Source organism: Nocardia sp. NPDC004260 (genome assembly GCF_053603155.1).
The window spans coordinates 195,771-220,707 of record NZ_JBSGEZ010000002.1; the positions used below are offsets into that span (position 1 = coordinate 195,771).

General features: G+C 69.4%; 20 protein-coding genes. 13 read left to right on the plus strand and 7 right to left on the minus strand.

What is annotated here, in order from left to right:
- The 3 genes from ACWEO7_RS02525 to ACWEO7_RS02535 all read right to left on the minus strand — a co-directional run bounded on the left by ACWEO7_RS02525 (position 1) and on the right by ACWEO7_RS02535 (position 4,369).
- Positions 1-1,425, minus strand: a complete 1,425-nt coding sequence (locus ACWEO7_RS02525) for a TIGR02678 family protein (RefSeq protein WP_452420174.1) — start codon at positions 1,423-1,425, stop codon at positions 1-3.
- Entirely contained in the window at positions 1,425-3,122 is a 1,698-nt protein-coding gene (locus tag ACWEO7_RS02530) for a TIGR02677 family protein (RefSeq protein WP_452420175.1), read from the minus strand. The genes ACWEO7_RS02525 and ACWEO7_RS02530 overlap by 1 nt, the downstream gene beginning before the upstream one ends.
- Positions 3,123-3,229: 107 nt before the next feature.
- Positions 3,230-4,369, minus strand: a complete 1,140-nt coding sequence (locus ACWEO7_RS02535) for an XRE family transcriptional regulator (protein WP_452420271.1) — start codon at positions 4,367-4,369, stop codon at positions 3,230-3,232.
- A gap of 331 nt (positions 4,370-4,700) precedes the next feature.
- On the opposite strand from ACWEO7_RS02535, the gene ACWEO7_RS02540 reads away from it, so the two are divergent.
- A complete protein-coding gene (locus tag ACWEO7_RS02540; protein WP_350901430.1) occupies positions 4,701-5,006 on the plus strand; it encodes a hypothetical protein in 306 nt (101 codons plus the stop codon).
- Here the strand turns inward: ACWEO7_RS02540 and ACWEO7_RS02545 are convergent.
- The gene (locus ACWEO7_RS02545; RefSeq protein ID WP_452420176.1) at positions 4,908-7,499 is read right to left on the minus strand and encodes an AMP-binding protein; all 2,592 of its coding nucleotides are present in this window, start codon (positions 7,497-7,499) and stop codon (positions 4,908-4,910) included. The genes ACWEO7_RS02540 and ACWEO7_RS02545 overlap by 99 nt on opposite strands.
- Positions 7,500-7,613: 114 nt before the next feature.
- The gene (locus tag ACWEO7_RS02550; RefSeq protein WP_063018039.1) at positions 7,614-8,498 is read right to left on the minus strand and encodes a PAC2 family protein; all 885 of its coding nucleotides are present in this window, start codon (positions 8,496-8,498) and stop codon (positions 7,614-7,616) included.
- A gap of 166 nt (positions 8,499-8,664) precedes the next feature.
- On the opposite strand from ACWEO7_RS02550, the gene metH reads away from it, so the two are divergent.
- The 11 genes from metH to ACWEO7_RS02605 all read left to right on the plus strand — a co-directional run bounded on the left by metH (position 8,665) and on the right by ACWEO7_RS02605 (position 22,412).
- Complete coding sequence (gene metH, locus ACWEO7_RS02555; RefSeq protein ID WP_452420177.1) at positions 8,665-12,261, plus strand: methionine synthase; 3,597 nt, start codon at positions 8,665-8,667, stop codon at positions 12,259-12,261.
- A gap of 656 nt (positions 12,262-12,917) precedes the next feature.
- On the plus strand, positions 12,918-14,738 hold the full coding sequence (locus ACWEO7_RS02560; protein WP_452420178.1) for a serine/threonine-protein kinase: 1,821 nt from the start codon (positions 12,918-12,920) through the stop codon (positions 14,736-14,738).
- Positions 14,739-14,884: 146 nt separating this feature from the next.
- Positions 14,885-15,586, plus strand: a complete 702-nt coding sequence (locus ACWEO7_RS02565) for an HAD family hydrolase (RefSeq protein WP_452420180.1) — start codon at positions 14,885-14,887, stop codon at positions 15,584-15,586.
- A 159-nt stretch (positions 15,587-15,745) separates the two neighbouring features.
- Positions 15,746-16,609: a HalD/BesD family halogenase gene (locus ACWEO7_RS02570; RefSeq protein ID WP_452420182.1), complete on the plus strand. Its 864-nt coding sequence runs from the start codon at positions 15,746-15,748 to the stop codon at positions 16,607-16,609.
- Positions 16,610-16,653: 44 nt separating this feature from the next.
- The gene (locus ACWEO7_RS02575; RefSeq protein ID WP_452420183.1) at positions 16,654-17,490 is read left to right on the plus strand and encodes a class I SAM-dependent methyltransferase; all 837 of its coding nucleotides are present in this window, start codon (positions 16,654-16,656) and stop codon (positions 17,488-17,490) included.
- On the plus strand, positions 17,487-19,301 hold the full coding sequence (locus ACWEO7_RS02580; RefSeq protein ID WP_452420185.1) for a choline/carnitine O-acyltransferase: 1,815 nt from the start codon (positions 17,487-17,489) through the stop codon (positions 19,299-19,301). Before ACWEO7_RS02575 ends, ACWEO7_RS02580 begins: the two co-directional genes overlap by 4 nt.
- 102 nt (positions 19,302-19,403) lie before the next feature.
- A complete protein-coding gene (locus ACWEO7_RS02585; RefSeq protein ID WP_450020653.1) occupies positions 19,404-19,685 on the plus strand; it encodes a phosphoribosyl-ATP diphosphatase in 282 nt (93 codons plus the stop codon).
- Between the two features lie 47 nt (positions 19,686-19,732).
- Positions 19,733-20,584, plus strand: coding sequence for an ATP phosphoribosyltransferase (hisG, locus tag ACWEO7_RS02590; protein WP_452420187.1), 852 nt, complete (start codon positions 19,733-19,735; stop codon positions 20,582-20,584).
- Positions 20,585-20,697: 113 nt separating this feature from the next.
- A complete protein-coding gene (locus tag ACWEO7_RS02595) occupies positions 20,698-20,832 on the plus strand; it encodes a hypothetical protein (RefSeq protein WP_355077510.1) in 135 nt (44 codons plus the stop codon).
- Positions 20,832-22,028 carry a YeiH family protein gene (locus ACWEO7_RS02600; RefSeq protein ID WP_452420189.1) on the plus strand — a complete coding sequence of 399 codons (1,197 nt, stop codon included), beginning with the start codon at positions 20,832-20,834 and terminating at the stop codon, positions 22,026-22,028. Before ACWEO7_RS02595 ends, ACWEO7_RS02600 begins: the two co-directional genes overlap by 1 nt.
- 156 nt (positions 22,029-22,184) lie before the next feature.
- Positions 22,185-22,412, plus strand: a complete 228-nt coding sequence (locus ACWEO7_RS02605) for a hypothetical protein (protein ID WP_452420191.1) — start codon at positions 22,185-22,187, stop codon at positions 22,410-22,412.
- A 4-nt stretch (positions 22,413-22,416) separates the two neighbouring features.
- On the opposite strand, the gene ACWEO7_RS02610 is transcribed toward ACWEO7_RS02605, so the two are convergent.
- Positions 22,417-23,328, minus strand: a complete 912-nt coding sequence (locus tag ACWEO7_RS02610) for a RecB family exonuclease (RefSeq protein ID WP_452420193.1) — start codon at positions 23,326-23,328, stop codon at positions 22,417-22,419.
- A 74-nt stretch (positions 23,329-23,402) separates the two neighbouring features.
- On the opposite strand from ACWEO7_RS02610, the gene ACWEO7_RS02615 reads away from it, so the two are divergent.
- Positions 23,403-24,236: a tRNA (adenine-N1)-methyltransferase gene (locus ACWEO7_RS02615; protein WP_355077516.1), complete on the plus strand. Its 834-nt coding sequence runs from the start codon at positions 23,403-23,405 to the stop codon at positions 24,234-24,236.
- Positions 24,237-24,268: 32 nt separating this feature from the next.
- Here the strand turns inward: ACWEO7_RS02615 and ACWEO7_RS02620 are convergent, their stop codons facing one another.
- Complete coding sequence (locus ACWEO7_RS02620; protein WP_452420195.1) at positions 24,269-24,784, minus strand: hypothetical protein; 516 nt, start codon at positions 24,782-24,784, stop codon at positions 24,269-24,271.
- Positions 24,785-24,937: the final 153 nt, after the last annotated feature.

Below are 24,937 nucleotides of genomic sequence, written 5' to 3' on the forward strand. Positions count from 1 at the left end.
TCAGTTCCCTTCCGTCCCGGCGCCGCCGGGCCCGTAGGTGTCGGCCGCGGTGACGAACAGTTCCGCGGCCCGCTTGGTGCGGACCGTGACGACCGCGCCACGGTAGCGGGCCAGTGCGGGCAGCACGAGCAGTCCGTCCTCGACCATCCGGATCAGCCGCAGCCGTTCCAGCAGCGCCACCACCTCGGTGGTGAGGCGAGGAACGTCGGCCTGCCATTGCGCGGCGAACGTCGTGCCGTAGCGGTCGGCCAGCGCCTGCACCGTCTCATACAGCCACGGCCGGTCGATCAGCGGATAGCCTGCTGCGCCACCCCGGTCTGTCTGCTCCGCTGCATCCGTCGCCGGATCCGGTTCGGGGGCGGACGAATCCGGCGAACGCGGCTCCGCGAGCGGCACGAACAGTGTGGATTCGGGAATGGCTTCATCGAGCTGGTCGGCCAGTGCCGCATCCGTGTCCGGGCCGGCGTGGCGCCGCGGCAGCGGGTGATCGATGTCCAGCACGCGGTCGGCGATCTCACCGGCCAGCAGCAAGGCGACCTGCGCGAGCGTCCCGGTCCCCGGAAAGCGGACGTCCGACAGCCGCCCCGAGGTGTCGATCAGCGCTACGCCCTCCGCGCGGCGTTCGGCGCGTAGCCCGGTGAACAGTTCGACCTCCGCGACGATCCGCTCCTGAGCGAGAACAGGACGCTCTTCGGGTGCGAGATCCTCTGCGTACACCACCGGCTGCTCTACCAGCGCCCTGCGTACCCGGCGGGCGATCTCGGCGGTGGTTGTCGCGTGCGCGGAAACACCGCCGACCATGGGCTCTTCGGTGAGCAGCCCGCGCACACCGTGCAGATGTTGCAGGGCCCGCGGCGGCCGGAACAGCGCGAAGACGACCGGCCGGTCGATGTCGTAGAGCGCCTCACCGGCCTCCGGATCGCTGGCCCAGCCGCCCGCGTCACCGTCGGCCAGGCCCAGCGCGCCGCGCACGGTCAGCCAGCCCACCGCGTCGACGAACGCGTCGCGGTCGGCGGCCCGGTCGGTGGCGAGTTCCAGTCCCTCCACCCGGTTCGCGTAGGCGGCGACCTGATCGGCCAGCTCCGACAGCGTGATCTGGTCCCCGGCGCGCCCCAGCGCGGCCAGCGCGAGAGCCAGGTAGGCGTAGCGGCGGCGGTCGAAGACGCGCTCGGCGGCGGTACGCGCGGGCCTGCCCGCGTCCAGGCGGTCGACGATCGGGAAGACCCGCGCGGTGGTCTCGGTGACTTCCAGCCGGTACCCGAACAATTCGGCGAGGTCCTCGCGCAGCTCGGTGGCCCAGCGCCGGATCAGCGGCAGTGCGATCCGGTCCGGATAGGCGCGGGTCACCAGGTGGTTGGCCAGGACGACTCGGGCGGCGCGTTGGTAGTTGTCCAGCGCGAGCGCATCGATGGTGCGTGCGTGCATCAGCCGCGCTCCCCACGCGGACGGGACCGTGTTCCGGCGGTCTGCTCGATCTTCAGTGACCGGTTGTTCAACCGCAGCAGTCCCCGGGTGGTGCGCACGACGGTCGGACCGTCGTGCTCGGACACCGTCAGGGTGACGCCGCTGTCGGAGCCGGTGGTGCCAGCGACCCGGCCGCGCACCGGAACCCACGCGGTGGACGCGGCGTCCAGCAGCCGCAATAGCACTTCGGTTTCCCGGTCGTCCAGCACTCGTTCGTGCACGTCGCCGGAAGCCAGCGACCTGGCGGCCTCCGCGCGGGCCCGCTGCGCGTCCAACTGCGCCTCGCGCAGACGCCGGATACCCGCGTCGTTGCGGTGGATACGGGCGGGCGCACCCGCGGAGGGCGGGCGTCCGGTTTCGGCGAGCGTGCGCGAGATCTCCAACGGCGGTGCGTCCCACCAAGATCGAATCGCCGGGATCACGTCGGCGTCCGGGTGCTCCATCGCCAGGTGCCGCGGCTTGCCCAGCCCGAACACCGCGTCGAACAGCGCGTGGGCGCTGTCCACGGTCGGCGCCGCGGTGAACCAGCCGGCCAGATGTCGCAGCGCCGACTCCCGGCTGACCCCGCCGCGCCGCGTCTCGGTGACCCGCCGCAGCAGCGACAGCACCGCGGCGATCGCGCTCATGGTGGCCTCACGCAACCGCTCGGCCTCCGTCGTCCCCGCCTGTTCACCGCCGGACGCCACGAACCAGGTCCGCAGTCCGTCCCACCTGGCCTGCCAATCCGATCGGCGTTCCCCGACACTCAGCAGCACCCGCTCGTCGCAGCGCGCCGCCCGGCCGATCAGGTCGTCGACGCCCGTCTCCTCGATCTCGGCGATCGCGGCCGCCAGCCGCGGGGTGAACCGGGCCAGATCGAGGCTGAACTCCCGCATGTGCGCCAGCAGCGCGTCCTTGTGCGCGAGAAACGATTCCGGGGTGATCTCGGTGGTGCGAACCAGGTCGCCGAGCCCCAGATAGAAGTGCGCGGCGCGGGCGGCCAGGTCGGATAACGCGATGTCGAGACGGCGCAGCGTGCGGTAGACGCGTTCGGCGTCGCCCGCCCGGTTGGCCTCGGCCAGGGTGTGCAGGTCGGCCAGCAGTTCCGGCAGCACCAGGCGCGACAACGAGGCTTCGTCGAGGCGGGCGCTGAGCACATCGGCGACTGCCTGGTAGGCCTGGAAACCAGCCTGGGAGAACTGGTACACGTAGTGCCGATTACGATATTCGGCCAGCGTCGCGGCGCGTGTTCCGTCGTAACTGCGCTCCAGCATGCCCCACTGGTGCAACTGGTCGAGCAACGGGCCGATCTCGGCCGCGGTCAGCGGTGGCGCCGCGGGTCGGCCGGGTGTCTCCGGGGACCGGTCCGGCGCACCGGTTTCCGCCTCGCCCCCAGGTGGATCCGACGGACGCGTGCGCGCTTCCGCCGGATCCACGCCGGCATTCGTGACCGGTTGGTTCGCACTGACCGGATCGGGCGTGTGCAGCATGTTCCCGTTGCGGTCGATCCACTCCGCGACGTCGTCCGCGTGCAGCAGCACCACGTATGCTGCCCGCGCGCCGTCGAACGCGCGCAGCACCCGGAGGTAATCGGCGCGCCGCTCGGCGGTGGCGAAAGAGAACAGCCGCAGCCGGTCGTCCCAGTGGGCGTCGGCCCAGCCGTCATCGGAGTCGGTCACCGGCAACAGGGTAGTAGCGGGCCGATCGCCACCCGCACGACGTTCCGGTGTTGGGCGTGGCCGGGTCCGGTTCGTCACCGTTCGCCGCGGCCGGGGCGCAGGCCGGCTCACTCGACGGACAGCGAACGCAACTGGTCCAGATAAGCGCCGGTGCGCGGATCGCCGGGGAACCGCTCGATGATCTCGCGCGCGACTTCCCCCGCGATCCACATCAGCGAGGGCAGCGACCGCCTGCTGCCCGCGAACGCGCGCATGCCCTCGGCCACCGCGAGTTCCAGGTCACGGTCGCGCACCGCGACCACGGCCAAAGTCAGGTGCGCCTCGGAGACCCGCATCGGATTGCGCACGCTGCCGTCCGGGCGGGTGGCGTTGCGGATCACTTCCCGCGCGTAGGTTTCGGCGAGCCGATCCTCGCCCGCGACCCGGCAGCAGTCCATCGCGTAGAAGTCGAACTTGTTCGCATCGATGACGAAATGGTTGTCCAGATTGGCCGGATGATCGAGTCGCTCCAAGATAGCTCGGCCCTCGTCGAGCGCCGCCTCCACCTCGCGCGGGTTGCCCAGCCTGGCCCAGGCTTTGGCGCGCTGGGCGGCGAGCTGGACACCGACGCGCAGGTGCTGGCTTACTTCCAGCGTCGGCTGCACGGTCTCGATGACGCCGCGGTAGTTGCCCTGGGTCAGCGCGAACCACGCGGTCATTTCCGCTGCCCATGCCGCGATCTCGATGTTCTCCGCCTCCTGCGCCAGCGACTGGGCGGCGCGGCGGGTCGCCTCCGCGGCGGTGCGTCGGCCGAGGTCGTAGTCGACGCAGCCGACCAGCAACGCCACCCATCCGGCGAGAACGAGGATTTCGCGGTGCTGCGCCAGGGTCAGGCGACCGTCCAGCAACGAGGTGATCCTGCGCAGCCACGCGGTGCCGTCGGCGTGCAGGTCGTGCGGGTCGGCGTAGGAGTATTCGCAGCACAGGCGTTCCGCGGTGATGCGGACGGCCTCCAGTGTCACGGAGGAGACATCGGACATACGGAGTCGTCCGATGAACTCGAGCGTGTCCATGCCGGTGGCCGAGAGCAATTCGTCGTCCCGGTTCGGTCTGGTCTTGGGGAAGAACGCCGCGGTCACCGTGTCGAAGGTGGCGGCGATGATCGGCGCGTAGAAGTCATCGGGGCGTGATTCGCCCGATTCCCAACGGCGCCAGTTGCGTAGGAGAGTACTGTCGGTCGGCAGGTTGTGCGAAGACTTTCCACGCATCACGCGAACAGCGTCGGCTTGCGACCACCCCCTCGCGTCACGCTCGGAACGCATTCGGACTGCCCAGACGGGTCGATCGTCGGTAGCGGCCACGTCTGTAGTATCGCACCAGTTAACGTTCGGTGGCCTTAAGAGGGCAGGCAGATGTCCGTGTGTTGACAGCTACTTTCGCGCCGCCGCGTTGTGCATGCTGAACATGGCGCCAGAAGTTAGCCAGCCCCTCCTGTAAGAGCAATTGCAAGTACATCTGCTCTTGCACGAAGCGCAAATACCCCGTAAAACGGGTGGATCCACATAAGAGAACAGCGATCCCAATCCAACGGAGGTTCGGGTGGAAGCGTTGATCTATGGATACTTGCGTGACGATCTGGCCGATGGCCATAGCAAGGAGCTCGAGGCCGCGATGAGCAGCCTCGCCCGCGAGGAAGGGCTGTGCTTCGCCGCAACGTTCCATGAATCGACCGGCGGTGACGGGGCGGCTTTCGCCGAGCTCACGGCGGAACTCAAGCGCGCGGACGCGCACCATGTGGTGGTTCCCTCACTCGATCACTTTGCCGGCCAGACGATTCCGCGCGACATCTTGATCGCCAAGCTGGCTCAGGAGGCGGCGGCGCGGGTGTGGACCGTGGAGAGCTGATCGCCGCGACCGAATTGCCCGGTACCGCCCCGAACCCCAGCGTCGCAGCCCGGTCACCGCGCCGGTGACGAGTACACCCGCTGCCAGGGAAGCGAGCAGCCCCGCGAGCCGGTGCTGTTCGAACAGCGGGTATACCTGCCAGTGCAGCAGATAGACGAACAGGGAGCCGTCGGCCAGCACCGCGGCGCAGACGGCGACGACGGCGGGAACCCGGACCGCGGACAACCACACCAGTGCGAGCAAGCCCGCCATGATCAGACGTTCCCGTTCGGGAACACCGAAATAATCAGGCACCGTGATCAGTACGACGGCACTCACCGTCATCCGCTGCCACATCGACGTCGCCTTCGCCGCCGCCCAGCCGAGCGCGAAGAGCCACACCGCCAGTGGAGAGAACGGGATGTCCTTCGCCGAATACAGACCGAACGCTTGGTATCGAAAGACGAGGCTCAGCGCGACCAGCGCCATCGCGAACCAGAACGGCTCGGCCCGTTGCCACCGGTCCACCACGGGGATCCGGATCAATAGTGTGGCGGCCAGCATGAAATACACGAGCACCTCGAGAAACCACAGGTGCCCGGCGGTGGCGCTGTCGTGCGGGCCGAGAATCTTGTTCAGTAACAGGACATTCTGCCAGCCGTAGTAGTCGGTGCGGGTCATGGTCAGCGCGACCCAGAGCGCCGTGGGCACCGCGATGTATGCCACGGTGCGCAACGTGTGGCGCAGTCGCTCGGCGGCTGGGGCCGTGGTCACCCCGAACCGCGCGAAGTTGAAGCCGGCCACGCCGAGCAGCACGTGCGCCGCGCCCCAGAGCACATACACTCCGGCGTGCGAGCTGACGATGAGTATGATGCCGATCGCCCGTAGCAGCGTTCCGGTGTCGAGTGCCCGTCCGAAACGCCTGCGGCCTCGGGGTATCCGTTCCAGTTCCGCCACGGACGTGTTCGGCCAGTCGGTGGGCAGGCGGCCGATCGCCCGCTCCAGCCGTGCCGCGGTGGTCACGTAGGTGAGCGAGTTGCCCCCGAGGTCGACGAACGTGCTGTCCGGGTGGACCCGCGCGGGATCGATGCCCAGCGTCGTGGCGTAGAGGGAGCGGATGTCACGTGTCTGCGGCGCGGATCCGGCCAGCCGTCGGATAGCGGGGTAGTCGGGTTTGCCGTTCGGTAGCCGAGGGATCCGTTCGACCACGTGGACCCGCACGGCGGCGGCGGGCAGGCCGGACAGGCGCGCGGCGAGCTCGGTGAGATCGGACCGCGGGGTCTCCACGGCGACGACGAGGTGCGCGTCGTCGTCCGTGCACCGCGCCGTGAATCCGGCCTCCGCCAGCCCGGATTCGAGACGCTCCAGATCGATGCGCAGTCCGAAGATCTTGGCGAACCGGCTACGCCTTCCGACCACCTGGTACAAGCCCTCGGGTGTGCGTCGTGCCAGGTCGCCCGTGCGCAGGGCATCGACCGTACGGCCGAGCGCGAGGTCTGCGGCGGACTTCGCGTATCCCATCATCACATTGGCCCCGCGATAGACCAGTTCGCGCGGTTCGTCCCCATTGTCGTCGGCTTCCTCGACCGGCTCGAGGGTGAATCCGCCGCCCGGAATCGGTATTCCGATGCAGTCCGGGTGCGCGCTCGCCAGATGCGCGGGCAGGTAGGCCATTCGCGCGGTGGCCTCGGTCTGGCCGTACATGACCACGAACTCCCAGCCGTGTTCTCGACCGAGCGCGGCGTATTCGCGTACCCGCTCCGGCGCCAGTCTGCCGCCCGCCTGGGTGACATAGCGCAGGTGCGGCAGGTCCATACGGGCGAAACCGATGCGGTCCAGCAGTTCGATGGTGTAGGGAACCGCGGCGAACGACGTTGCGCGACAGTCCCGGAACGCGTGCCAGAACTGCGCGTCCAATACCGACTGGTCGGTGAGCATGAGGCTCGCCCCGCGCCACAGGTGGCTGTGCACCACCGACAGCCCGTAGCAGTAGAACATCGGCAGGGTGGTGGCCGCGCAATCGCCGGGGCCGATGGCCAGGTACTCGGCGATGGCCGCCGCGTTGGAACGCAGGTTCGTCGCCGAGAGCCGGACCAGTTTGGGCGACCCGGTGGACCCCGAGGTGCTCAGCAGCAGCGCGAGATCCGGATGCAGGCGATGCGCCGAGCGTTCCCGGACCACCTCGGCGCGCCCGTCTTCGATGAGCACGTCCGGATCGTAGGCGTCCCGCAACTCCGCAGTGATCTGCTCGGTCAGCAAGACCACGCATCCGGCGCTGAGCGCTCCGAGGTACGCGACGAGCGAGGAAAGATCGTTGCGCGCGGCGAGCGCGACGAGGCGACGGGCGGGGCCGAGCTCGGCCGCGAAGGACTCGACGAGCGCAGCAAGCCGAGCGTAGGTCACCTGCCGAGCGGGTGGGCACCCGCCGCCGTCCGCGCAGGCACGGTCGGGGCAATGGACGGCGATCCGCTCGTCGAAGGTGCGCAGACGCTCGACGATCGGATGGGCGGTCACCGGCGAAAGTGTAGGAGGGGGTCGATTCCCGACCTGAAGGTGGCCCCCCGGCGAACTTCCGGTGAACCCCGCGGACACCGGCCGCCCGCACCGAACGCGCCGACGCGCAACCGATCAGAGACCGAAGCTGCCCGGACCCCGTCTGCGCAGATACTTCTCGAATTCGGCCGCGATGGCGTCGCCGTCGATCTTGGCCATCGCCTCGTTCACGTCGACCGCGGCGTCGCCGCGTTCCTCCAGCGAGCGCACGTACTCGCTGATCTCCTCGTCGCCCACGGTCATCTCGTTCACCGCGGTCTCCCAGTCCTCGGCCTGCTTGGGCAGCTCACCCAGCGGCACCTCGATGTCGAGCACGTCCTCGACCCGGTGCAGCAGCGCGATGGTCGCCTTCGGATTCGGCGGCTGGGAGACATAGTGCGGAACGGCGGCCCAGAACGACACCGCCGGGACCCCCGCCTTCACACACTGGTCCTGCAGCACGCCGGTGATCCCGGTCGGTCCCTCGTAACGGGTCTGTTCCAGGCTGAACCGCTCGGCCGCTTCTTTGCTGTAGGCGGAGCCGGTCACCGGTACCGGACGGGTATGCGGAGTGTCCGCGAGCAGTGCGCCGAGAATGACCACGGTCTGCACCCCGAGCTGCTCGATGAACTCCAGCAGGTCGCCGCAGAAACTGCGCCAGCGCATATTCGGTTCGATACCGCGCAGCAGCACCACGTCGCGGTCGCTGCCGGGCGGCGAGCACACCGACAACATCGTCGACGGCCACTGGATTTCCCTGGTCACACCGTCGACCTGGCGCACCGTCGGCCGATTGACCTGATAGTCGTAGTAATCCTCGGAGTCGAGCTCGGCCAACGGCTCGGCGTCCCAGATCAGTTCCAGATGCTCGACCGCGCCGCTGGCCGCGTCACCGGCGTCGTTCCACCCCTCGAAGGCGGCGACCAGTACCGGATCCCGCAACGTCGGCAGTTCCGGATCGGGAGTTTCACTGGCGTTCACTCGGTCAGCCTACGGCGTGCGGCGATATGGCGTGTCGTATGGCGGCCGGACCGGGTGGCGTGTTTCCGCGCGCGGACGCCGCGGCGCCGGGCCGGGCGTGTGGTCCAGGACACCGAGGCTCTACGCCGTGGCCTGGATCGTCGGCCCCCCCACTACGCTGGAACGCATGTCTGCGTCCGTCCCCGCCGAGTTCGACACCACGCTACTCGACACGCTGCGCCGCCGTGTCGTCATCGGCGACGGTGCGATGGGCACCATGCTGCAAGCAGCTGATCTGACCCTCGATGATTTCCGCGGGTTGGAGGGCTGTAACGAGATCCTCAACGACACCCGCCCCGACGTCCTGCGCGGCATCCACCGCGCCTATTTCGAAGCGGGCGCCGACGCGGTCGAGACCAACACCTTCGGCTGCAACCTGCCCAACCTCGCCGACTACGACATCGCCGACCGGATCCGCGACCTCTCCGAGCGGGGAACCCGGCTGGCCCGCGAGGTCGCCGACGAGATGGGACCGTCTCCTGACGGTACGCCACGCTACGTGCTCGGCTCGATGGGGCCGGGCACCAAGCTGCCCACGCTCGGTCACGCCCCGTTCGCCGCGCTGCGCGACGCCTACGCCGAGGCCGCCCTCGGCATGCTGGACGGCGGCGCCGACGCCATCCTCATCGAGACCTGCCAGGACTTGCTGCAGGTCAAGGCGGCGGTGACCGGCAGCAAGCGCGCGATGGCGAAGCTGGGCCGCCGGATCCCGATCATCACGCACGTCACGGTGGAGACCACGGGCACGATGCTGGTCGGTAGCGAGATCGGCGCGGCGCTCACCGCGCTGGAGCCCCTCGGCATCGACATGATCGGCCTGAACTGCGCGACCGGCCCGGACGAGATGAGCGAGCACCTGCGCCACTTGTCCCGGCACGCGCAGGTGCCGGTCTCGGTGATGCCGAACGCCGGGCTGCCGGTGCTCGGCGCGGACGGGGCGGTCTACCCGCTCACCCCCGAGGAACTGGCGGTCGCGCTGCGCGGGTTCGTCACCGAGTTCGGCCTGGCCCTGGTCGGCGGCTGCTGCGGTACCACGCCCGAGCACATCCGCCAGGTCACCGCCGCGGTGCGCGAAGTCGAGCCGGCCCTGCCGCCGATCGCGCAGCGGCGCGCGCCGGTGCACGAGCCGAGCGTGTCCAGCATGTACACCGCGGTGCCGTTCGAGCAGGACGCCTCGGTCCTGATGATCGGCGAACGCACGAACGCCAACGGCTCCAAGGCATTCCGTGAGGCCATGCTCGCCGGGGACTGGCAGAAGTGCTTGGACATCGCCAAGGACCAGACCCGTGACGGGGCACACATGCTCGACCTGTGCGTCGACTACGTCGGCCGGGACGGCACCCGCGACATGTCGGAGCTGGCGAGCAGGCTGGCCACCGCTTCGACGTTGCCGATCATGCTCGACTCCACCGAGGCCCCCGTACTGCGGGCCGGGCTGGAGCACCTGGGCGGGCGTTGCGCGGTCAACTCGGTGAACTACGAGGACGGCGCCGGTCCCGATTCGCGGTTCCAGCAGACCATGCGCCTGGTCGCCGAGCACGGCGCCGCCGTGGTCGCGCTGACCATCGACGAGGAGGGCCAGGCCCGCACCGCGGCGAAGAAGGTGGAGATCGCCGAGCGGCTGATCGCCGACATCACCGGCAACTGGGGGCTGTCGGAGAGCGACATCATCATCGACACGCTCACCTTCACCCTGGGCACCGGCCAGGAGGAGTCGCGCCGCGACGGGCTGGAGACCATCGAGGCCATCCGCGAGCTCAAGCGTCGTCATCCACGGGTGCAGACCACCTTGGGTCTGTCCAACATCTCCTTCGGCCTCAATCCGGCCGCCCGGCAGGTGCTCAACTCGGTCTTCATGCACGAATGCGTCCAAGCCGGTCTGGATTCGGCGATCGTGCACGCCTCCAAGATCCTGCCGATCAGCCGTATCCCGGAGGAGCAGCGCGAGGCCGCGCTGGATCTGGTGTACGACCGCCGCGCGGAGGACTACGACCCGCTGCAGAAGCTGATGGCGCTGTTCGAAGGCGTGTCCACCTCCTCGTCGAAGGCGTCGCGGGCGGAGGAACTGGCCGCGCTTCCGTTGTTCGAGCGGCTGGAGCGGCGGATCGTCGACGGTGAACGCGCCGGGATGGAAGCCGACCTGGACGCGGCCATGACCGAGGTGCCGCCGCTGCAGATCATCAACGAGACCCTGCTGGCCGGGATGAAGACGGTCGGCGAGCTGTTCGGGTCCGGTCAGATGCAGCTGCCGTTCGTGCTGCAGTCCGCCGAGGTGATGAAGGCCGCCGTCGCGTACCTCGAGCCGCACATGGAGGCCACCGACGACAGCGGCAAGGGCCGCATCGTGCTGGCCACCGTGAAGGGCGACGTGCACGACATCGGCAAGAACCTGGTCGACATCATCCTGTCGAACAACGGCTACGAGGTGGTCAACCTCGGCATCAAGCAGCCGATCGCCACCATCCTGGACGCGGCGGTGGACAAGAAGGCCGACGTCATCGGTATGTCGGGCCTGCTGGTCAAGTCGACCGTGGTGATGAAGGAGAACCTCGAGGAGCTCAACGCCAAGGGCGTGGCCGAGCAGTTCCCGGTGCTGCTGGGCGGTGCGGCGCTCACCCGCTCCTACGTGGAGAACGACCTGACCGAGGTGTACGAGGGCGACGTGCACTACGCGCGCGACGCGTTCGAGGGCCTGCGGCTGATGGACGACATCATGACCCGCAAACGCGGCGGCGACCTCGACCCGGACAGCCCGGAGGCCGTCGCCGAGCGGGAGAAGGCCGCCGAGCGCAGAGCGCGCCACGAGCGCTCCAAGCGGATCGCGGCGGAGCGCAGGGCGAACGAGGCGCCCGTCGTGGTGCCGGAGCGCTCCGACGTCGCGGCCGACCTGCCGGTGCCGGTGCCGCCGTTCTGGGGCACACGGGTGGTGAAAGGCCTTTCACTGCACGAGTATTCGGGCCTGCTCGACGAGCGAGCGCTGTTCCTGGGGCAGTGGGGCCTGCGTGGGCAGCGCGGTGGCGACGGTCCCGGCTACGAGGAACTGGTGGAGACCGAGGGCAGGCCGCGTCTGCGCGCCTGGCTGGACCGATTGAGCACCGAGGGCGTCTTGCAGCACGCCGCGGTGGTGTACGGCTACTTCCCCGCGGTGTCCGAAGGCGACGACGTCATCGTGCTCTCCGAACCGGAACCCGATGCGCCGGAGCGGTACCGGTTCACCTTCCCGCGGCAGCAGCGCGACCGGTTCCTGTGCATCGCCGACTTCATCCGTTCGCGGGAGTACGCGCGCTCGACCGGTCAGGTGGACGTGCTGCCGTTCCAGCTGGTCACAATGGGTCAGCCGATCGCCGACTTCGCCAACGAGCTGTTCGCCGGCGACAGCTACCGCGATTACCTCGAGGTGCACGGCATCGGCGTCCAGCTCACCGAGGCGCTCGCCGAGTACTGGCACCGCCGCGTCCGCGAGGAGCTCGTCCTCGACGGTCACGCGGTCGCCGACTCCGACCCGGCCGACGTGCTGGAGTACTTCAAGCTCGGCTATCGCGGCGCCCGCTACTCGTTCGGCTACGGCGCCTGCCCGGACCTGGAGGACCGCGCCAAACTGGTCGACCTGCTCGAAGCCGATCGCATCGGCGTCGTGCTCTCGGAGGAGTTGCAGCTGCATCCGGAGCAGTCCACCGACGCCTTTGTCCTGCTGCATCCGGAGGCGAAGTACTTCAACGCGTAGCCGTTCGCCGATGCGGTGCGGCGCCGACGCCCGAGGGTCTCGGCGCCGCGCTGCCAGCGCGAATACGGCTGCCCGATCGTCAGGCGCGAGGCTTTGGGAGCCGTATCGGTACGTCGCCTCTGCCGCGGGTCGGCATCGCTGGTTCCTGACGCTCTCGACGGGCCGATCGGTCTGCCGAGTGCCCGGGGGCGCGCCATCTTCGTCTCGCGGATCGGGCGCAGGCGCGCGGAGTCCAGCGGACCTGAGCGCCTTTCTCGGTCTGTCCGTCCGTTCGTGGTCCGCAGCGGGCGGCGCGGCCGGACGGCGATCCGTGGTGGACTGTGAGCAATAGCGAGATGCTCTCGTGAAGAGGGCCTTTGCTACCTGCCCGGATGTCATGTCTCGCGTGCATCGGGGCGCTCGTCGGCGCGTCACAGTGGCGGGCGCGCGCGGTTTACCTGGGCGATCGTCCGTCCCCGCACCGGGAGGTGGCTGTGTGTCGGGTGGATGTGCCATTGTCGAAGGCGTTGTAACTGCATCCGGGGCAGTCGGCGGATGCGTTCGCGTCCCTGCTCAGTGGTGCAAAGCACCTCGGCGCGTACGCTTTCGGAATTCTTCCGGGCTTGCGTGTGGAGTGCGAGACGGCTAGGCGCGCAAGTAGGAAGAGGCACACCACCATGACGGCGGATCGATTGATCGCGGGACGTTACCGGCTCACGGATCCGATCGGCACCGGCGCCATGGGCGTGGTGTGGCGGGCCACCGACGTCCGGCTGCAGCGCACCGTCGCGGTCAAACAGGTTCTCCTCGGTCCCGGACTCACCGGATCGGCTGCGCTGGAGGCGAAACGGCGTGCCATGCGGGAGGGGCGGATCGCCGCGCGCCTGCACCACCCGAATGCGATCACCGTGTTCGACGTGGCCGAGGAAGACGGCCAGCCCTGGCTGGTCATGGAGTACCTGGACGCGCCGAGCCTGGCGACCAAGCTGTCGGGCAACCGGACGCTGCCGCCGCTGGAGGTCGCTCGGATCGGCGCGCAGGCGGCGAGCGCCTTGGCCGCGGCGCACGACGCGGGGATCATGCACCGGGACGTGAAGCCGGCGAATCTGCTGGTCGCCGACGACGGCACGGTCAAGATCACCGACTTCGGCATCTCCCGCGCGGTCGGCGACGTGACGGTCACGGCCACCGGGTTTCTCGCCGGGACACCGGCCTACCTGTCGCCCGAGGTGGCGCGCGGAGAGGACCCGGAACCGGCTTCCGACGTCTTCGCTCTCGGTTCGACGTTGTACGCGGCGGTGCAGGGCGCTCCACCGTTCGGCGAGAGCGACAACCCGCTGGCCCTGCTGCACGCGGTGGCGCGGGGCGAAATCCCGGCGCCGGAGGCGGCCGGCGCGCTGGGGCCGGTGCTGATGTACCTGCTCGCCCCGGCCGTCGCCGACCGCCCGACCATGCGGGAGGCGAAAGCGCTCCTCGAAGCCGTCGCGGCGGGACGGGATCCGGAGCTGCCCGCCTCGGTGACCAAGGTGATCCCCGCCCCCGGCGCCACGACGACCGTGCTGCCCGACCCCGCCGCTGCCGTATCGCAGGGGCAGTCGGACGATACCGGTGTCACCGCGGTCGTACCCGCCGCTGTATCGGGTCCGGCCGTGCCGCAAGGAGTTACGTCACGGCCGGTGCCGAGGTGGGCCGGGGTGGCGGCGACGTTGCGGAGTGTTCTGAGCGGCAGGCAGCACCGCCGACTGATCGCCGTGGAAGTCGCCGCGGTGGTCGGGGTGCTGATCCTGGTCGGCATCATCGCAACGCTGGCCGGCGTGGACGGCGAGGGCGGCGCCGCGCCGACGTCGTCGGTCGAGCCTCCGGCCGCCGTGGCGCCCGAGAACACGCAGGCGCCGGCCGACGCGGCCGGAGCCGAGCCGCGACAGGCGCCGGTGCAAGCTCCCGCTCCAGCCCCGGCGCAAACTTCCGCCTCCTCAGCGCCCGTGCCCACTCCTGGACCCGTGCCGGGGCCCGCGCCCACTTCAGCGGGTGCTCCGCTGCCCCCGCCTGCCCCGGGCACCACCCCTCCGGCGCAAACGACGAACCCCGCGCCGAGCCCCACTCCACCGCCCAGCACCACGCCGCAGGCCACGTCGAGCCCTGCCCCGACCACCACGGGACCGGCCGCCACCGCGACGACCACCCCGTCCGGTCCGCCGACGCCCGACCGGATCGCCTCGTTCATCCAGGGCTACTACGGCATGCTGCCCACCAACGTGTCCGGCGCCTGGACGCAGCTGGCCCCCGGCTACCAGGCCAAGACCGGCTACGACTCCTACGTGAACTTCTGGGGCACGATTCGCTCGGTGAGCGTGGGCTCGGTTACGCAGAACGGCGCGAATCGTGCGGTCGTCGCGTTGACCTACACCTTGAAGAACGGCACGACGACTTCCGAGAGCCGCTGGATCGAGGTCGTCGGCGACAGTGCCAAGTTGCAGATCGCCGCATCGGGTACCTAGGGGGAGACGGCCGAGTCCTGGCCTGCGCCATCAAGTAACCCAGCCCTCCGAGGGTGAGCAGGCTCGGCTGCGGAGCGGCTTCGTCCCGGCGGTACGGTTCGTGCGGCGGCAGGGTGATCTCGGGCGGTCGCCGCGGTGCCCGTGACATGGACGAGAGCTGGGAGAAGGACCGAAACGTGACAGCGCGACTGGCTGGAGTGCTCTGGGACATGGACGGCACGCTCCTCGACTCGGAGAAGCTCTGGGATGTCGCGGTGCGGGAACTGGCACGTGAGCACGGTCACGAGATGACCGATGCGATCCGGCACGCGCTGATCGGGGCGTCCGGCCCGAACGCGCTGCGGATCATGTTCACCGGCTTGGGTATCGAGCCCACGCCGGACTCGTTGCGTGCGGCGGGGGAGTTCCTGGAGCGGCGGGTGACCGACTTGATGACCGGCCCCATCCCGTGGCGGCCTGGTGCGAAGGATGCGCTGGCCATGGTACGCGCGGCGGGGCTGGCCAGCGCGCTCGTCACCAATACCAAGCGGTCGCTCACGGAGTTCGGTCTCGACACGCTGGGCCGGGACTTCTTCGATGTCTCGGTCTGCGGCGACGAGGTGGCGCACGGCAAGCCGGAGCCGGATGTCTACCTGCGCGCTGCCGAGCTGCTCGGGCTCGATCCGGAACAGTGTGTGGCGGTGGAGGATTCGCCGACCGGTACGCGTGCGGCGCAGGCCGCGGGCTGCGCGGTGGTGGTCGTCCCGTGCGAGATTCCCGTGCCGCACGCGCCAGGGCGGGTGTTCCGGGATTCGCTGATCGGGTTGACCGTCGCGGAACTCGAAATCGCTCTGCGCGTGCGGGGTTGAGCCATCCGGGTGGCCGCGTTGCGCGACATCGGCGCACCCGCCATGCCGAGAGTTACTGTGCCGCAACGGGTGTGCGTGCAGATGATAGGTGTGACCGTGATCACCGGCAATCTCGTCGAATCCCGGGCGTGTCGGCGACCGCTCCACCAAAATGACGCCATGGCAGCGTTGGGCGTCCTCGACGAGATCGTAGATACCGGACGGTATCCCCTGGCGGACCCGGAAGGACCCACGCTGCGGGAAGCGGTTCGGCGCGCCCGTGCGGAACTGGCCGACACCGGATGCACCGTGCTGCGTGGCTTCATCCGTCCGGAACTGACCGAGACGTTGCGGGCACAGGGCGAGCTGATGGCCCCGCACGCCCACTACGAGGTCGAGCGGGTCAACGCCTACAACATTCCGCTGGACGCAGACCTGCCCGAGGACCATCCGGGCCGGATCGTGCTCGAGCGGGGCAACGCCTTCGTGCCCCGCGACCGCATCCCCGCCGACGCGCTGATCCACCGGCTCTACACCGACGAGCTGTTCCAGCGATTCGTCGCCGACTGCTTCGACCTGTCGGAATTGCACGAATTCGCCGATCCCCTCGCGGGACTGTGCCTGAACGTCGTCGCGCCGGGCATGTCGCACCCCTGGCATTTCGACACCAACGAATTCACCGTCTCGATGCTGACCCAGCCCGCCGAGGAAGGCGGCGTCTTCGAGTACTGCCCCAACATCCGCACACCCGAGGCGGAACACCTCGACGACGTCCGCGCCGTGCTCACCGGCACCGGCGAGCGCTTCGTCCAGCGGCTCGAACTGCGTCCGGGCGACCTGCAGCTGTTCCAGGGTCGCTTCTCGTTGCACCGCGTCTCACCCGTCGACGGTGCGCGTCAGCGCCATTCGGCCATTTTCGCCTACACCGATCGTCCCGGGATGGTCGGCACGGTGGAGCGCACCCGGCAGTTGTTCGGCCGCGTGCTACCCGACCACCTAGCCGCCGCGGCCGACGCCGTCCGGGGCGATCGACTGCTCGACTGAGCCGAACGGCTCGACTGACCGAGCTCGACCCGAGAGGACCGACAGTGCCAGTGCCGTTAGACACCACCGGGAAAGCGTCTTTCGACGATATCTACGTCCGCCCCGATCCGCGCGCCTACTACGCGCGCATGTCCGAATTGGACTACCGCATTCCGGAACTGGCGAAACCGTTCTTCCAGCAGCAGATTCGGGAATACCGCGCGTCCGCTCGGGTCGCCGTGCCGACCGTGCTCGACCTCGGCTGCTCCTACGGCGTGAACGCCGCGCTGCTGCGCCTCGACACCACGATCGGCGAGTTGGCCGAGCATTACGCCGCCGCCGACACCGATCGGGCCGGTCTGATCCGGCGCGATCGAGACCGCGTCGCGGCGCGGGCCGCGGTGGAGGACGTCCGCTTCCTCGGCATGGACGCCGCCCGCCCAGCCCTGGAATACGCGCGGGAGGCCGGGCTCCTGCACGACGTCGTGCACGCCGACCTCGAGTCCGGCGAGCCGACCGACGAGCAGCGCGCCCTGCTCGCGACCGCCGATCTGGTCGTCTCCACCGGCTGCGTCGGGTACATCACCGAGAAAACCTTGACCAGAGTGGCCACCGCGCACCCGCGCAGGCGGCCGTGGATGGCACACTTCGTACTGCGCATGTTCGACTTCGCACCGATCGAGGCGGAACTCGCCGCGCTCGGCTACCGGACCGAGCAGGCGCCGGGGTTGTACGAGCAACGCAGGTTCGCCTCCGCGGCCGAACAGGCGCAGGTGCTGAACACCCTGTCCGCCAACGGGATCGACACGACCGGCCGGGAAGACCAGGGCTGGCTGTATGCCAACCTGTACGTGTCCAGGCCGCTGCCGAAACATCACGCCGACACCGAGGACTCGCATTGACCGAACGCACCTTCGCCGCCGACGACCACCTACCCCGGGTGCCCCTGCCGACGCTGGAGGACAGCTGTGGCCGGTTCCTGCAGTGGTGCGAGCCGCTGCTGACCGCCGACGAGATCGCCGCCACCCGGGCCGCGGTCGACGACCTGTTGCGACCCGACGGGCCGGGGCGCACGCTGCACGCGGCGCTCGCGGAGTACGACGCGACGCCCGGTGTCGGCAGCTGGCTCGACCTGTTCTGGCCGTCGCGATACCTGGGCAGGCGGGACCGGATCGCCCTGAACGCGAACTTCTTCTTCCTGTTCCGGGACGACACCCCACTGGCCGCCTCCACCGCCGCCACTCAGGTGGACCGGGCGGCGGGCATCATCTCCGCCGCCGTCGGCTACAAGCTGGCCCTCGACCGGGAGGCCATCCCGCCGGTGACCCAGCGCGGGCAGCAGCTGTCCATGTGGCAGAACAAGTACCTGTTCTCCGAGACCAGGATCCCCGGCGTGGAGCAGGACACGGTCCGGGTCCCCTACAGCCCGGAATGGCCGGGTCACTCACAGGCCCGGCACATCGTGGTGTTCTTCCACGGCAGCACCTTCCGGATGGACGTGATCGGCCCGGACGGAGCGCCGTACTCGCCGGAGGATCTCGCCGACGGGCTGCGCGCGGTGCTGAAGGCGGGCGCCCGCCCTGCCCGCACCGACACCGCCGTCGGGCACCTCACCACCAAGGCCCGCGCGGAATGGGCCCAGAGCAGGCAGCGGCTGCTGGCCGAGCCTGCGAACGCCGCGGCGCTGGACACCATCGAGACCGCGCTGTTCGCCGTCTGCCTCGAGGACTTCGCCCCGCGCGACGAACTGCACGCCTGCGACGAGTTGCTGCACGGCGACAGCGCGAACCGGTGGTTCGACAAGTCGGTGTCCTTCATCGTCTTCGCCGACGGACAGGCGGGCATCAATGTCGAGCACTGCGGACTCGACGGCACCACCATCCTGTCGTTCGTGGACACCCTGCTGGAAACCTCGGTGCCGGATCACGCCGCCCGCTCCGGCGCACAGGCGCAGGGACTGCCCGCGGTGGAGCCGGTCGAGTTCGTGCTCGACGAGGCGCAGCGCGGCGATATCGCCGCGGCGGCCGCCGCCTTCGCCCAGTACGCCGCGGCGAACGCCACCCAGACGGTGTCGTTCCCGGACTTCGGCACCGCCAGGGCCAAGCAGCTGGGCATCTCGCCGGACGCGTTCGCGCAGTTGAGCTACCAGCTGGCCCATCGGCGCAGCAAGGGGCTGACCGGCGCGACCTACGAGTCCATCGCGACCAGGCAGTACCGCAACGGCCGCACCGAGGCCATGCGGGTGATCACCCCGGAGATGATCGCCTTCGTGGACGCGATGCAGGACCAGGACGCGAGCGCCGAGGCGAAGCTCGCCGCGGCGCGGACGGCCGCGTCCGCGCACGTGGAGCGGGCCAAGCAGTGCCAGGCCGGGGACGCGCCCGAGCAGCACCTGTGGGAGCTGCAGTGGATCCAGCGCCGCCGCGGCGCGGAACTGGGCGTCACCGACCCGATCCCGCTCTACGACAGCCCCGGCTGGACGATCATGCGCGACGACTACCTGAGCACCAGCTCGGCGCCGTCGGTCAACATCCGCTACTTCGGTTTCGGCTCCACCAGCCCCCGCTGCATCGGCATCGCCTACGTCCTGCTGCCGGACCGCTGGAATCTCTACCTGGCCACTCCGAAGCCGGTCGCCGACCAGATGCACGCGTTCGCCGACCACCTCCGCACGGCGGTCGCCGACCTGCAGGCGCTGCTCGCCGGGAACTAGCCGCTTTCCGCCCGGTTCCTCCGCACCCGGTCAGGGGCGGAGGAACCGGGCGGTCGCCGTTACCGGCCATCGTGGGCCGGAGCAACAGACCCGCATCCGGGTCTGAAACAATGGCTCATCGTGAAGAACTTCGAATCCCTGTTCGCCGAACTGCAGGATCGTGCGGTCAACCGCCCCGAGGGGTCCGGAACCGTTGCCGCGCTGGACGCAGGCGTGCATGCCCAGGGTAAGAAGGTGCTCGAGGAGGCCGGTGAAGTGTGGCTGGCCGCCGAACACGAGAGCGACGAGTCGCTCGCCGAGGAGATCTCCCAGCTGCTGTATTGGGTGCAGGTGCTGATGGTGGGTCGCGGGCTGAAGCTCGAAGACGTGTACCGACATCTGTGATGACGGCCGTCCGACACCCCGTTTCTCCTCCCGAAAGGACTCCCTCCATGCTGCGCGTCGCAGTTCCCAACAAAGGCGCCCTCTCCGAATCCGCCGTCTCGATCCTCGCCGAGGCGGGCTACCGCAAGCGCACCGATTCCCGCGATCTGACCGTGCTCGACCCGGCCAACCAGGTCGAGTTCTTCTTTCTGCGGCCCAAGGACATCGCGATCTACGTCGGTTCCGGGGAGCTGGATCTCGGCATCACCGGTCGTGATCTCGCCCTCGATTCCGGCGCACCGGTGCAGGAACGGCTCGCTCTCGGCTTCGGCCGCTCCACCTTCCGCTACGCCGCCCCGGCCGGACGGGAGTGGAAGGTCGAGGACCTCGCCGACAAGCGCATCGCCACTTCCTACCCGAACCTGGTGCTCGACGATCTGCGCGGCCGCGGCATCGAGGCCGAGGTGATCCGCCTCGACGGCGCGGTGGAGATCTCCATCCAGCTCGGCGTCGCCGACGCCATCGCCGACGTCGTCGGCTCCGGGCGCACGCTGCGCCAGCACAACCTCGTCGCGTTCGGTGAATCGCTGTGCGACTCCGAGGGGGTGCTGGTCGAGCGCAAGGACGCCGATCGCGGCGACCGGGCACGGAATCAGCTCGTCGCCCGGATCCAGGGCGTGGTCTTCGCCCAGCAGTACGTCATGCTGGACTACGACTGCCCGAAGGACCTGCTCGACGAGGCGTTCGTCATCACCCCCGGGTTGGAATCGCCGACCGTGGCGCCGCTGGCCGACGCCGGCTGGGTCGCGGTGCGCGCACTGGTGCCGCGCAAGAAGAGCAACGAGTTGATGGACAAGCTGGCCGATCTGGGCGCGAAAGCCATCCTGGCCACGGACATTCGCTCCTGCCGCGCATTCTGAACGCCGGATTCGTCCGATACGCCTGATTCGTTCAGGCTGAGCGCAATCGGTGTGCCCTGTGACCGGGGGTTGCTACCGTGCGGCCTCTCGATGAGGAAACGCAAGGAGCCCCCGTGTCACAGTCACCACCCGAGGAGCAGTCGGGCAGCACATTCACCTGGAACGAGGACTGGCTGGCGGCGATCGCCGGGCTGATCCTGATCGCGCTGGTTCTGCTCGGCGCGATTCCGGATTGGCTGGTGCCGTGATGGCCGGGACCGGCCCCGAACCGGCGAAGGAATCGAAGGCCTTGGCGGACAAGGATTCCGGCGTGGCCGCGCCCGGCGGAATCCCGTCATCCGAGACGGAAGCGGTGCAGGCGACGTCCCGGCCGACCGCCGGGACCATCGCGGCCGGTATCGCGGTCGTGATCGTGCTCGGCGCCCTCACCCGATACTTCGAGACACATGTGCCGCGGTGGGCAGTGGGCACTCCGTTCCAGCGGGTCGCCAAGTCCGTCGAATACCCGGTGTACGCCATCGCCCTGGGTCTGCTCGGCAATGTCGTGCTGAGCAAACTCGCACTGCGCGACCGGCTTTCGGCGGGATTCCGCACCGAATTCTTCATCAAGACCGGCGTGGTGCTGCTCGGCGCTTCGATCAACCTGAAGGTCCTGGTCACCGCGGCGGGGCCGTCGATCCTGCAAGCGCTGCTGCTGATCACGGCCGTGTTCGGCTTCACCTGGTGGCTGGGCGGACGCCTCGGGCTGGACGACAAGCTGCGCGCGCTGCTGTCCTCGGCGGTGTCGATCTGCGGTGTCAGCGCGGCCATCGCCGCGGCGGGCGCGGTGCAGGCGCGGCGCGAGCAGATCGCCTACGCCGCCTCGCTGGTGATCGTCTTCGCGCTGCCCTCGATCTTCCTGCTGCCCTGGCTGGCGGAGGTGTTCGGCTTGTCGGACGCGGTCGCGGGCGCCTGGATCGGCGGCAATATCGACACCACGGCGGCGGTCGCGGCCTCCGGCGCCATCGCGGGGGAGAAGGCGCTGCAGATCGCCACCATCGTCAAGACCACGCAGAACGCGCTGATCGGCGTGGTCGCCATCGCGCTGACCGCGTACTTCACGCTGCGCGTCGAGCGGGCGCCCGGTGCGGTGCGGCCCTCGCCGCGCCAGTTCTGGGAGCGGTTCCCGAAGTTCGTGCTCGGCTTCATCGCCGCCTCGATCATCGGCACGCTGTACCTACAGGCGGTGGACAAGAAGTCCGGGGCGGCGCACATCGCGATCATCAACGATCTGCGCACCTGGTTCCTGATCTTCGCGTTCGTCTCCATCGGCTTGGAGTTCTCGCTGCGCGGACTGCGGGAAGCGGGCTGGCGGCCGGTCGTGGTGTTCGGGTCCGCGGCGGTCGTGAATCTCGCGGTGGGTCTCGGACTCTCGGTGCTGCTGTTCCACAATTTCACCGCCTGAGCGTCGGCTCCCATGGATACGCAACCGAAACTCGGGCACGCGGTGTCGCCCGGTCCTGGACATCGGGGCCGGTCGGCCCGCCGTTCGGGAAATGTTCACCGGCCGAATTCGCGGGTCGGCTCGAAACCACCGGCCTCATCGGGAAGACTGTCGGGCGTGTCGGACAGGACCAACGACGAGAAGGCCGCGGCGGAGCCGGGCCGACGAGCGACCACCCCGGCGGCCGGCGGTGTCGCCGCGCGCGTCCCGGCGTGGACCCGGATACGAAATCTGTTCATCATCGCGGGTGACGCGGTGCTGGTCGTGGTCCTGATCGGAGCGGTTTTCCTGCTCGGCGAGCGCGGAACGTCATTGGACTTCCTGGTGGCCGCGCTGCGCCACTAGCTCGTCAGTCCGAGACGGCTTCGGCCAGGGTCTCGTCCGGGGATTCGGTGACGCCGCCGCTCGGCCAGCCAGGGTAGGGCGGCGGCGTGCCGCCGAATGCCGGGCACAAAGGCTTGTAGTCGCAGTACGAGCACAGCCAGCTGGTGTTCGGCTGGAAGTCCCCGGTACGGCCCGCCTCGAGAATGGCCGCCCACAGTGCCGAGAGCGTGCGCTCGAAGCGCAACAACTCCTGCTCCTCGGGGGCGTAGGTGAGGATCTGCTCGTCGGCGAGGTAGATCAGCCGCAGCTGGGCGGGCACGAGGCCGCGGGTGCGCAGCACGACCAGCGCGTAGAACTTCAACTGGAAGAGCGCTTTGGTCTCTTGCGTCGGCCCCGGCGCACGGCCGGTCTTGTAGTCCACGACGCGCAGGGCGCCGCTGGGCGCGAGGTCGATCCGGTCGACGAACCCGCGCAGCGGCGCGCCGTCGGCAAGTTCCACCTCCACCCGGGCTTCGCGCGATTCCGGATCGAACCGGGTCGGATCCTCCAGCCGGTAGTAGCTGCGCACCAGCGCGCGCACCTCCTCGAGGAACGCGTCGAGTTGCCCGGCGGCGACCAGTTCCGCCACCTCCGGCTGTTGGGCGTGCACCCGCGCCCACGCCGTCGGCACCAGGGCCTCGGCGCGCTCGGGCACCCGCTCGGCCGCGGGCAGCCCGTAGAGGTCCTCCAGCACCGCGTGCACCACCGTGCCGCGCACCGCGTGCACCGAGGGCCGCTCCGGTATCCGATCGATCGCGCGGAAACGGTATTTCAGCGGACACTGCTTGAAATCCGTTGCCCGGGAAGGCGAGAGCGCGGGCCGGGCGCGGGTGGCCTTCGCATCGGGCGGGGCGCTCCGCGCGTCGTCGGCAGGGGGCGTGGACACGGGCGAGCACATACCTGGCAGGCTATCCGGCGGCACCGACACGCCGGTGCGTCACAGCACGATTCCGACAAGTGGAACGGAGATTCATGACGGCCAGACGGACCGGGCCATTCACCATCGGTGACCGGGTGCAGCTGACCGATGCCAAAGGACGCCTGTACACGGTGGTCTTGGAGCCGGGCAAGGAATTCCACACCCATCGCGGCGGGATCAAGCACGACAGCCTGATCGGCGCCGACGAGGGCAGCGTGGTGCATTCCACCAACGGCACGCCCTACCTCGCACTGCGTCCGCTGCTGATCGACTACGTGCTGTCCATGCCGCGCGGCGCCGCGGTGATCTACCCGAAGGACGCCGCGCAGATCGTGCACGAGGGCGACATGTTCCCCGGCGCGCGTGTGCTGGAAGCCGGCGCGGGGTCCGGTGCGCTGACCTGCTCGCTGCTGCGGGCGGTGGGGCCGCAGGGGCAGGTGGTGTCCTACGAGATCCGCGCCGACCACGCCGAGCACGCGATCCGCAACGTCGAGACGTTCTTCGGCGAGCGGCCGGCGAACTGGTCGCTGACCGTGGGTGACGTGGCCGACTACACCGGAGAGCCGGTGGATCGCGCGGTACTGGACATGCTCGCGCCGTGGGATGCGTTGCCGGCGGTGTCCAAGGCGCTCGTGCCGGGCGGCGTGCTGATCGTCTATGTGGCCACCGTCACCCAGCTGTCGAAAGTGGTCGAAGCGCTACGCGAGCAGGAGTGCTGGACCGAGCCACGCTCCTGGGAGTCGCTGGTGCGGCCGTGGCATGTGGTCGGCCTCGCCGTGCGGCCCGAACATCGCATGCAGGGTCACACCGCCTTCCTGGTCAGCGCCCGCAGGCTAGCCGAGGGCACCGTCACGCCCAAGCCGCAGCGCAGGCCGTCGAAGGGCTGAGCGCGGCCGGGCGGGCGGGGGGTGTGGCCGACTCAGGCCGGGACGCAGGGCGCCTGCGCGAAGCCGAGCAGCAGACAGCCGCTCGCGTCCGACAGCTTCCAGGTGCCGTCGACATTTTCCCAGCTCAGCGGCACGGCGGGGGCGGCGCCGTGCGGGGAGGTTATGGTCACCTGCGCGTTCGCGGTGTTGCCCTGGGTGGTGATGTCGGCGACGGCGAAGGTGAGCGTGTAGCCTTGCAGGCCCGCGTTCATCCGGTCGATGTTCGCCGTCCGCTTTTCGCCGTCGACGATCAGCTTGGTCTTCGCTGCCGTGGGTACAGCCGGATCGGTGAGTTCGACCAGCACCGCCTGCAAGGTCTCTGCGGTCGGGGCGCCGGTCGCATGGTCGGTGTGATCATGGGTGACCGACGCCGCGGCGCTGGTGCTGGCCGAGGTCGCCGCGCCGGTGGAGTCGTCGTCGGAGCCGCACGCCGCCACCGCGCCGGAGATGGCCATCGCCGCCGCGGCGGTGACGAGGGAAACACGCAGGGTTCTCGCGGGAAGGAGCATGGTCGGCAACCTTTCGGCTCGAGCGGCGAGGAGGCTCGCCAGGGTCGGGTTAGGGGAGGCTAACATGGTGGTCCGGCCGCCGATCGCGGCCCAGATGTGATCACCACGAAACCATGTCGGAAAGCGAGAACGGGTCGCGCCCGGTAGCGTTGA

Excerpts from the sequence above, each read along its gene's own strand:
- ACWEO7_RS02620 (WP_452420195.1), bottom strand. The coding sequence starts at position 24,784 with ATGCTCCTTCCCGCGAGAACCCTGCGTGTTTCCCTCGTCACCGCCGCG.
- ACWEO7_RS02615 (WP_355077516.1), top strand. The coding sequence starts at position 23,403 with ATGACGGCCAGACGGACCGGGCCATTCACCATCGGTGACCGGGTGCAG.
- ACWEO7_RS02565 (WP_452420180.1), top strand. The coding sequence starts at position 14,885 with ATGGACGAGAGCTGGGAGAAGGACCGAAACGTGACAGCGCGACTGGCT.
- ACWEO7_RS02570 (WP_452420182.1), top strand. The coding sequence starts at position 15,746 with ATGGCAGCGTTGGGCGTCCTCGACGAGATCGTAGATACCGGACGGTAT.
- ACWEO7_RS02535 (WP_452420271.1), bottom strand. The coding sequence starts at position 4,369 with ATGCGTGGAAAGTCTTCGCACAACCTGCCGACCGACAGTACTCTCCTA.
- ACWEO7_RS02610 (WP_452420193.1), bottom strand. The coding sequence starts at position 23,328 with ATGTGCTCGCCCGTGTCCACGCCCCCTGCCGACGACGCGCGGAGCGCC.
- ACWEO7_RS02525 (WP_452420174.1), bottom strand. The coding sequence starts at position 1,425 with ATGCACGCACGCACCATCGATGCGCTCGCGCTGGACAACTACCAACGC.
- metH (WP_452420177.1), top strand. The coding sequence starts at position 8,665 with ATGTCTGCGTCCGTCCCCGCCGAGTTCGACACCACGCTACTCGACACG.
- hisG (WP_452420187.1), top strand. The coding sequence starts at position 19,733 with ATGCTGCGCGTCGCAGTTCCCAACAAAGGCGCCCTCTCCGAATCCGCC.
- ACWEO7_RS02560 (WP_452420178.1), top strand. The coding sequence starts at position 12,918 with ATGACGGCGGATCGATTGATCGCGGGACGTTACCGGCTCACGGATCCG.
- ACWEO7_RS02600 (WP_452420189.1), top strand. The coding sequence starts at position 20,832 with ATGGCCGGGACCGGCCCCGAACCGGCGAAGGAATCGAAGGCCTTGGCG.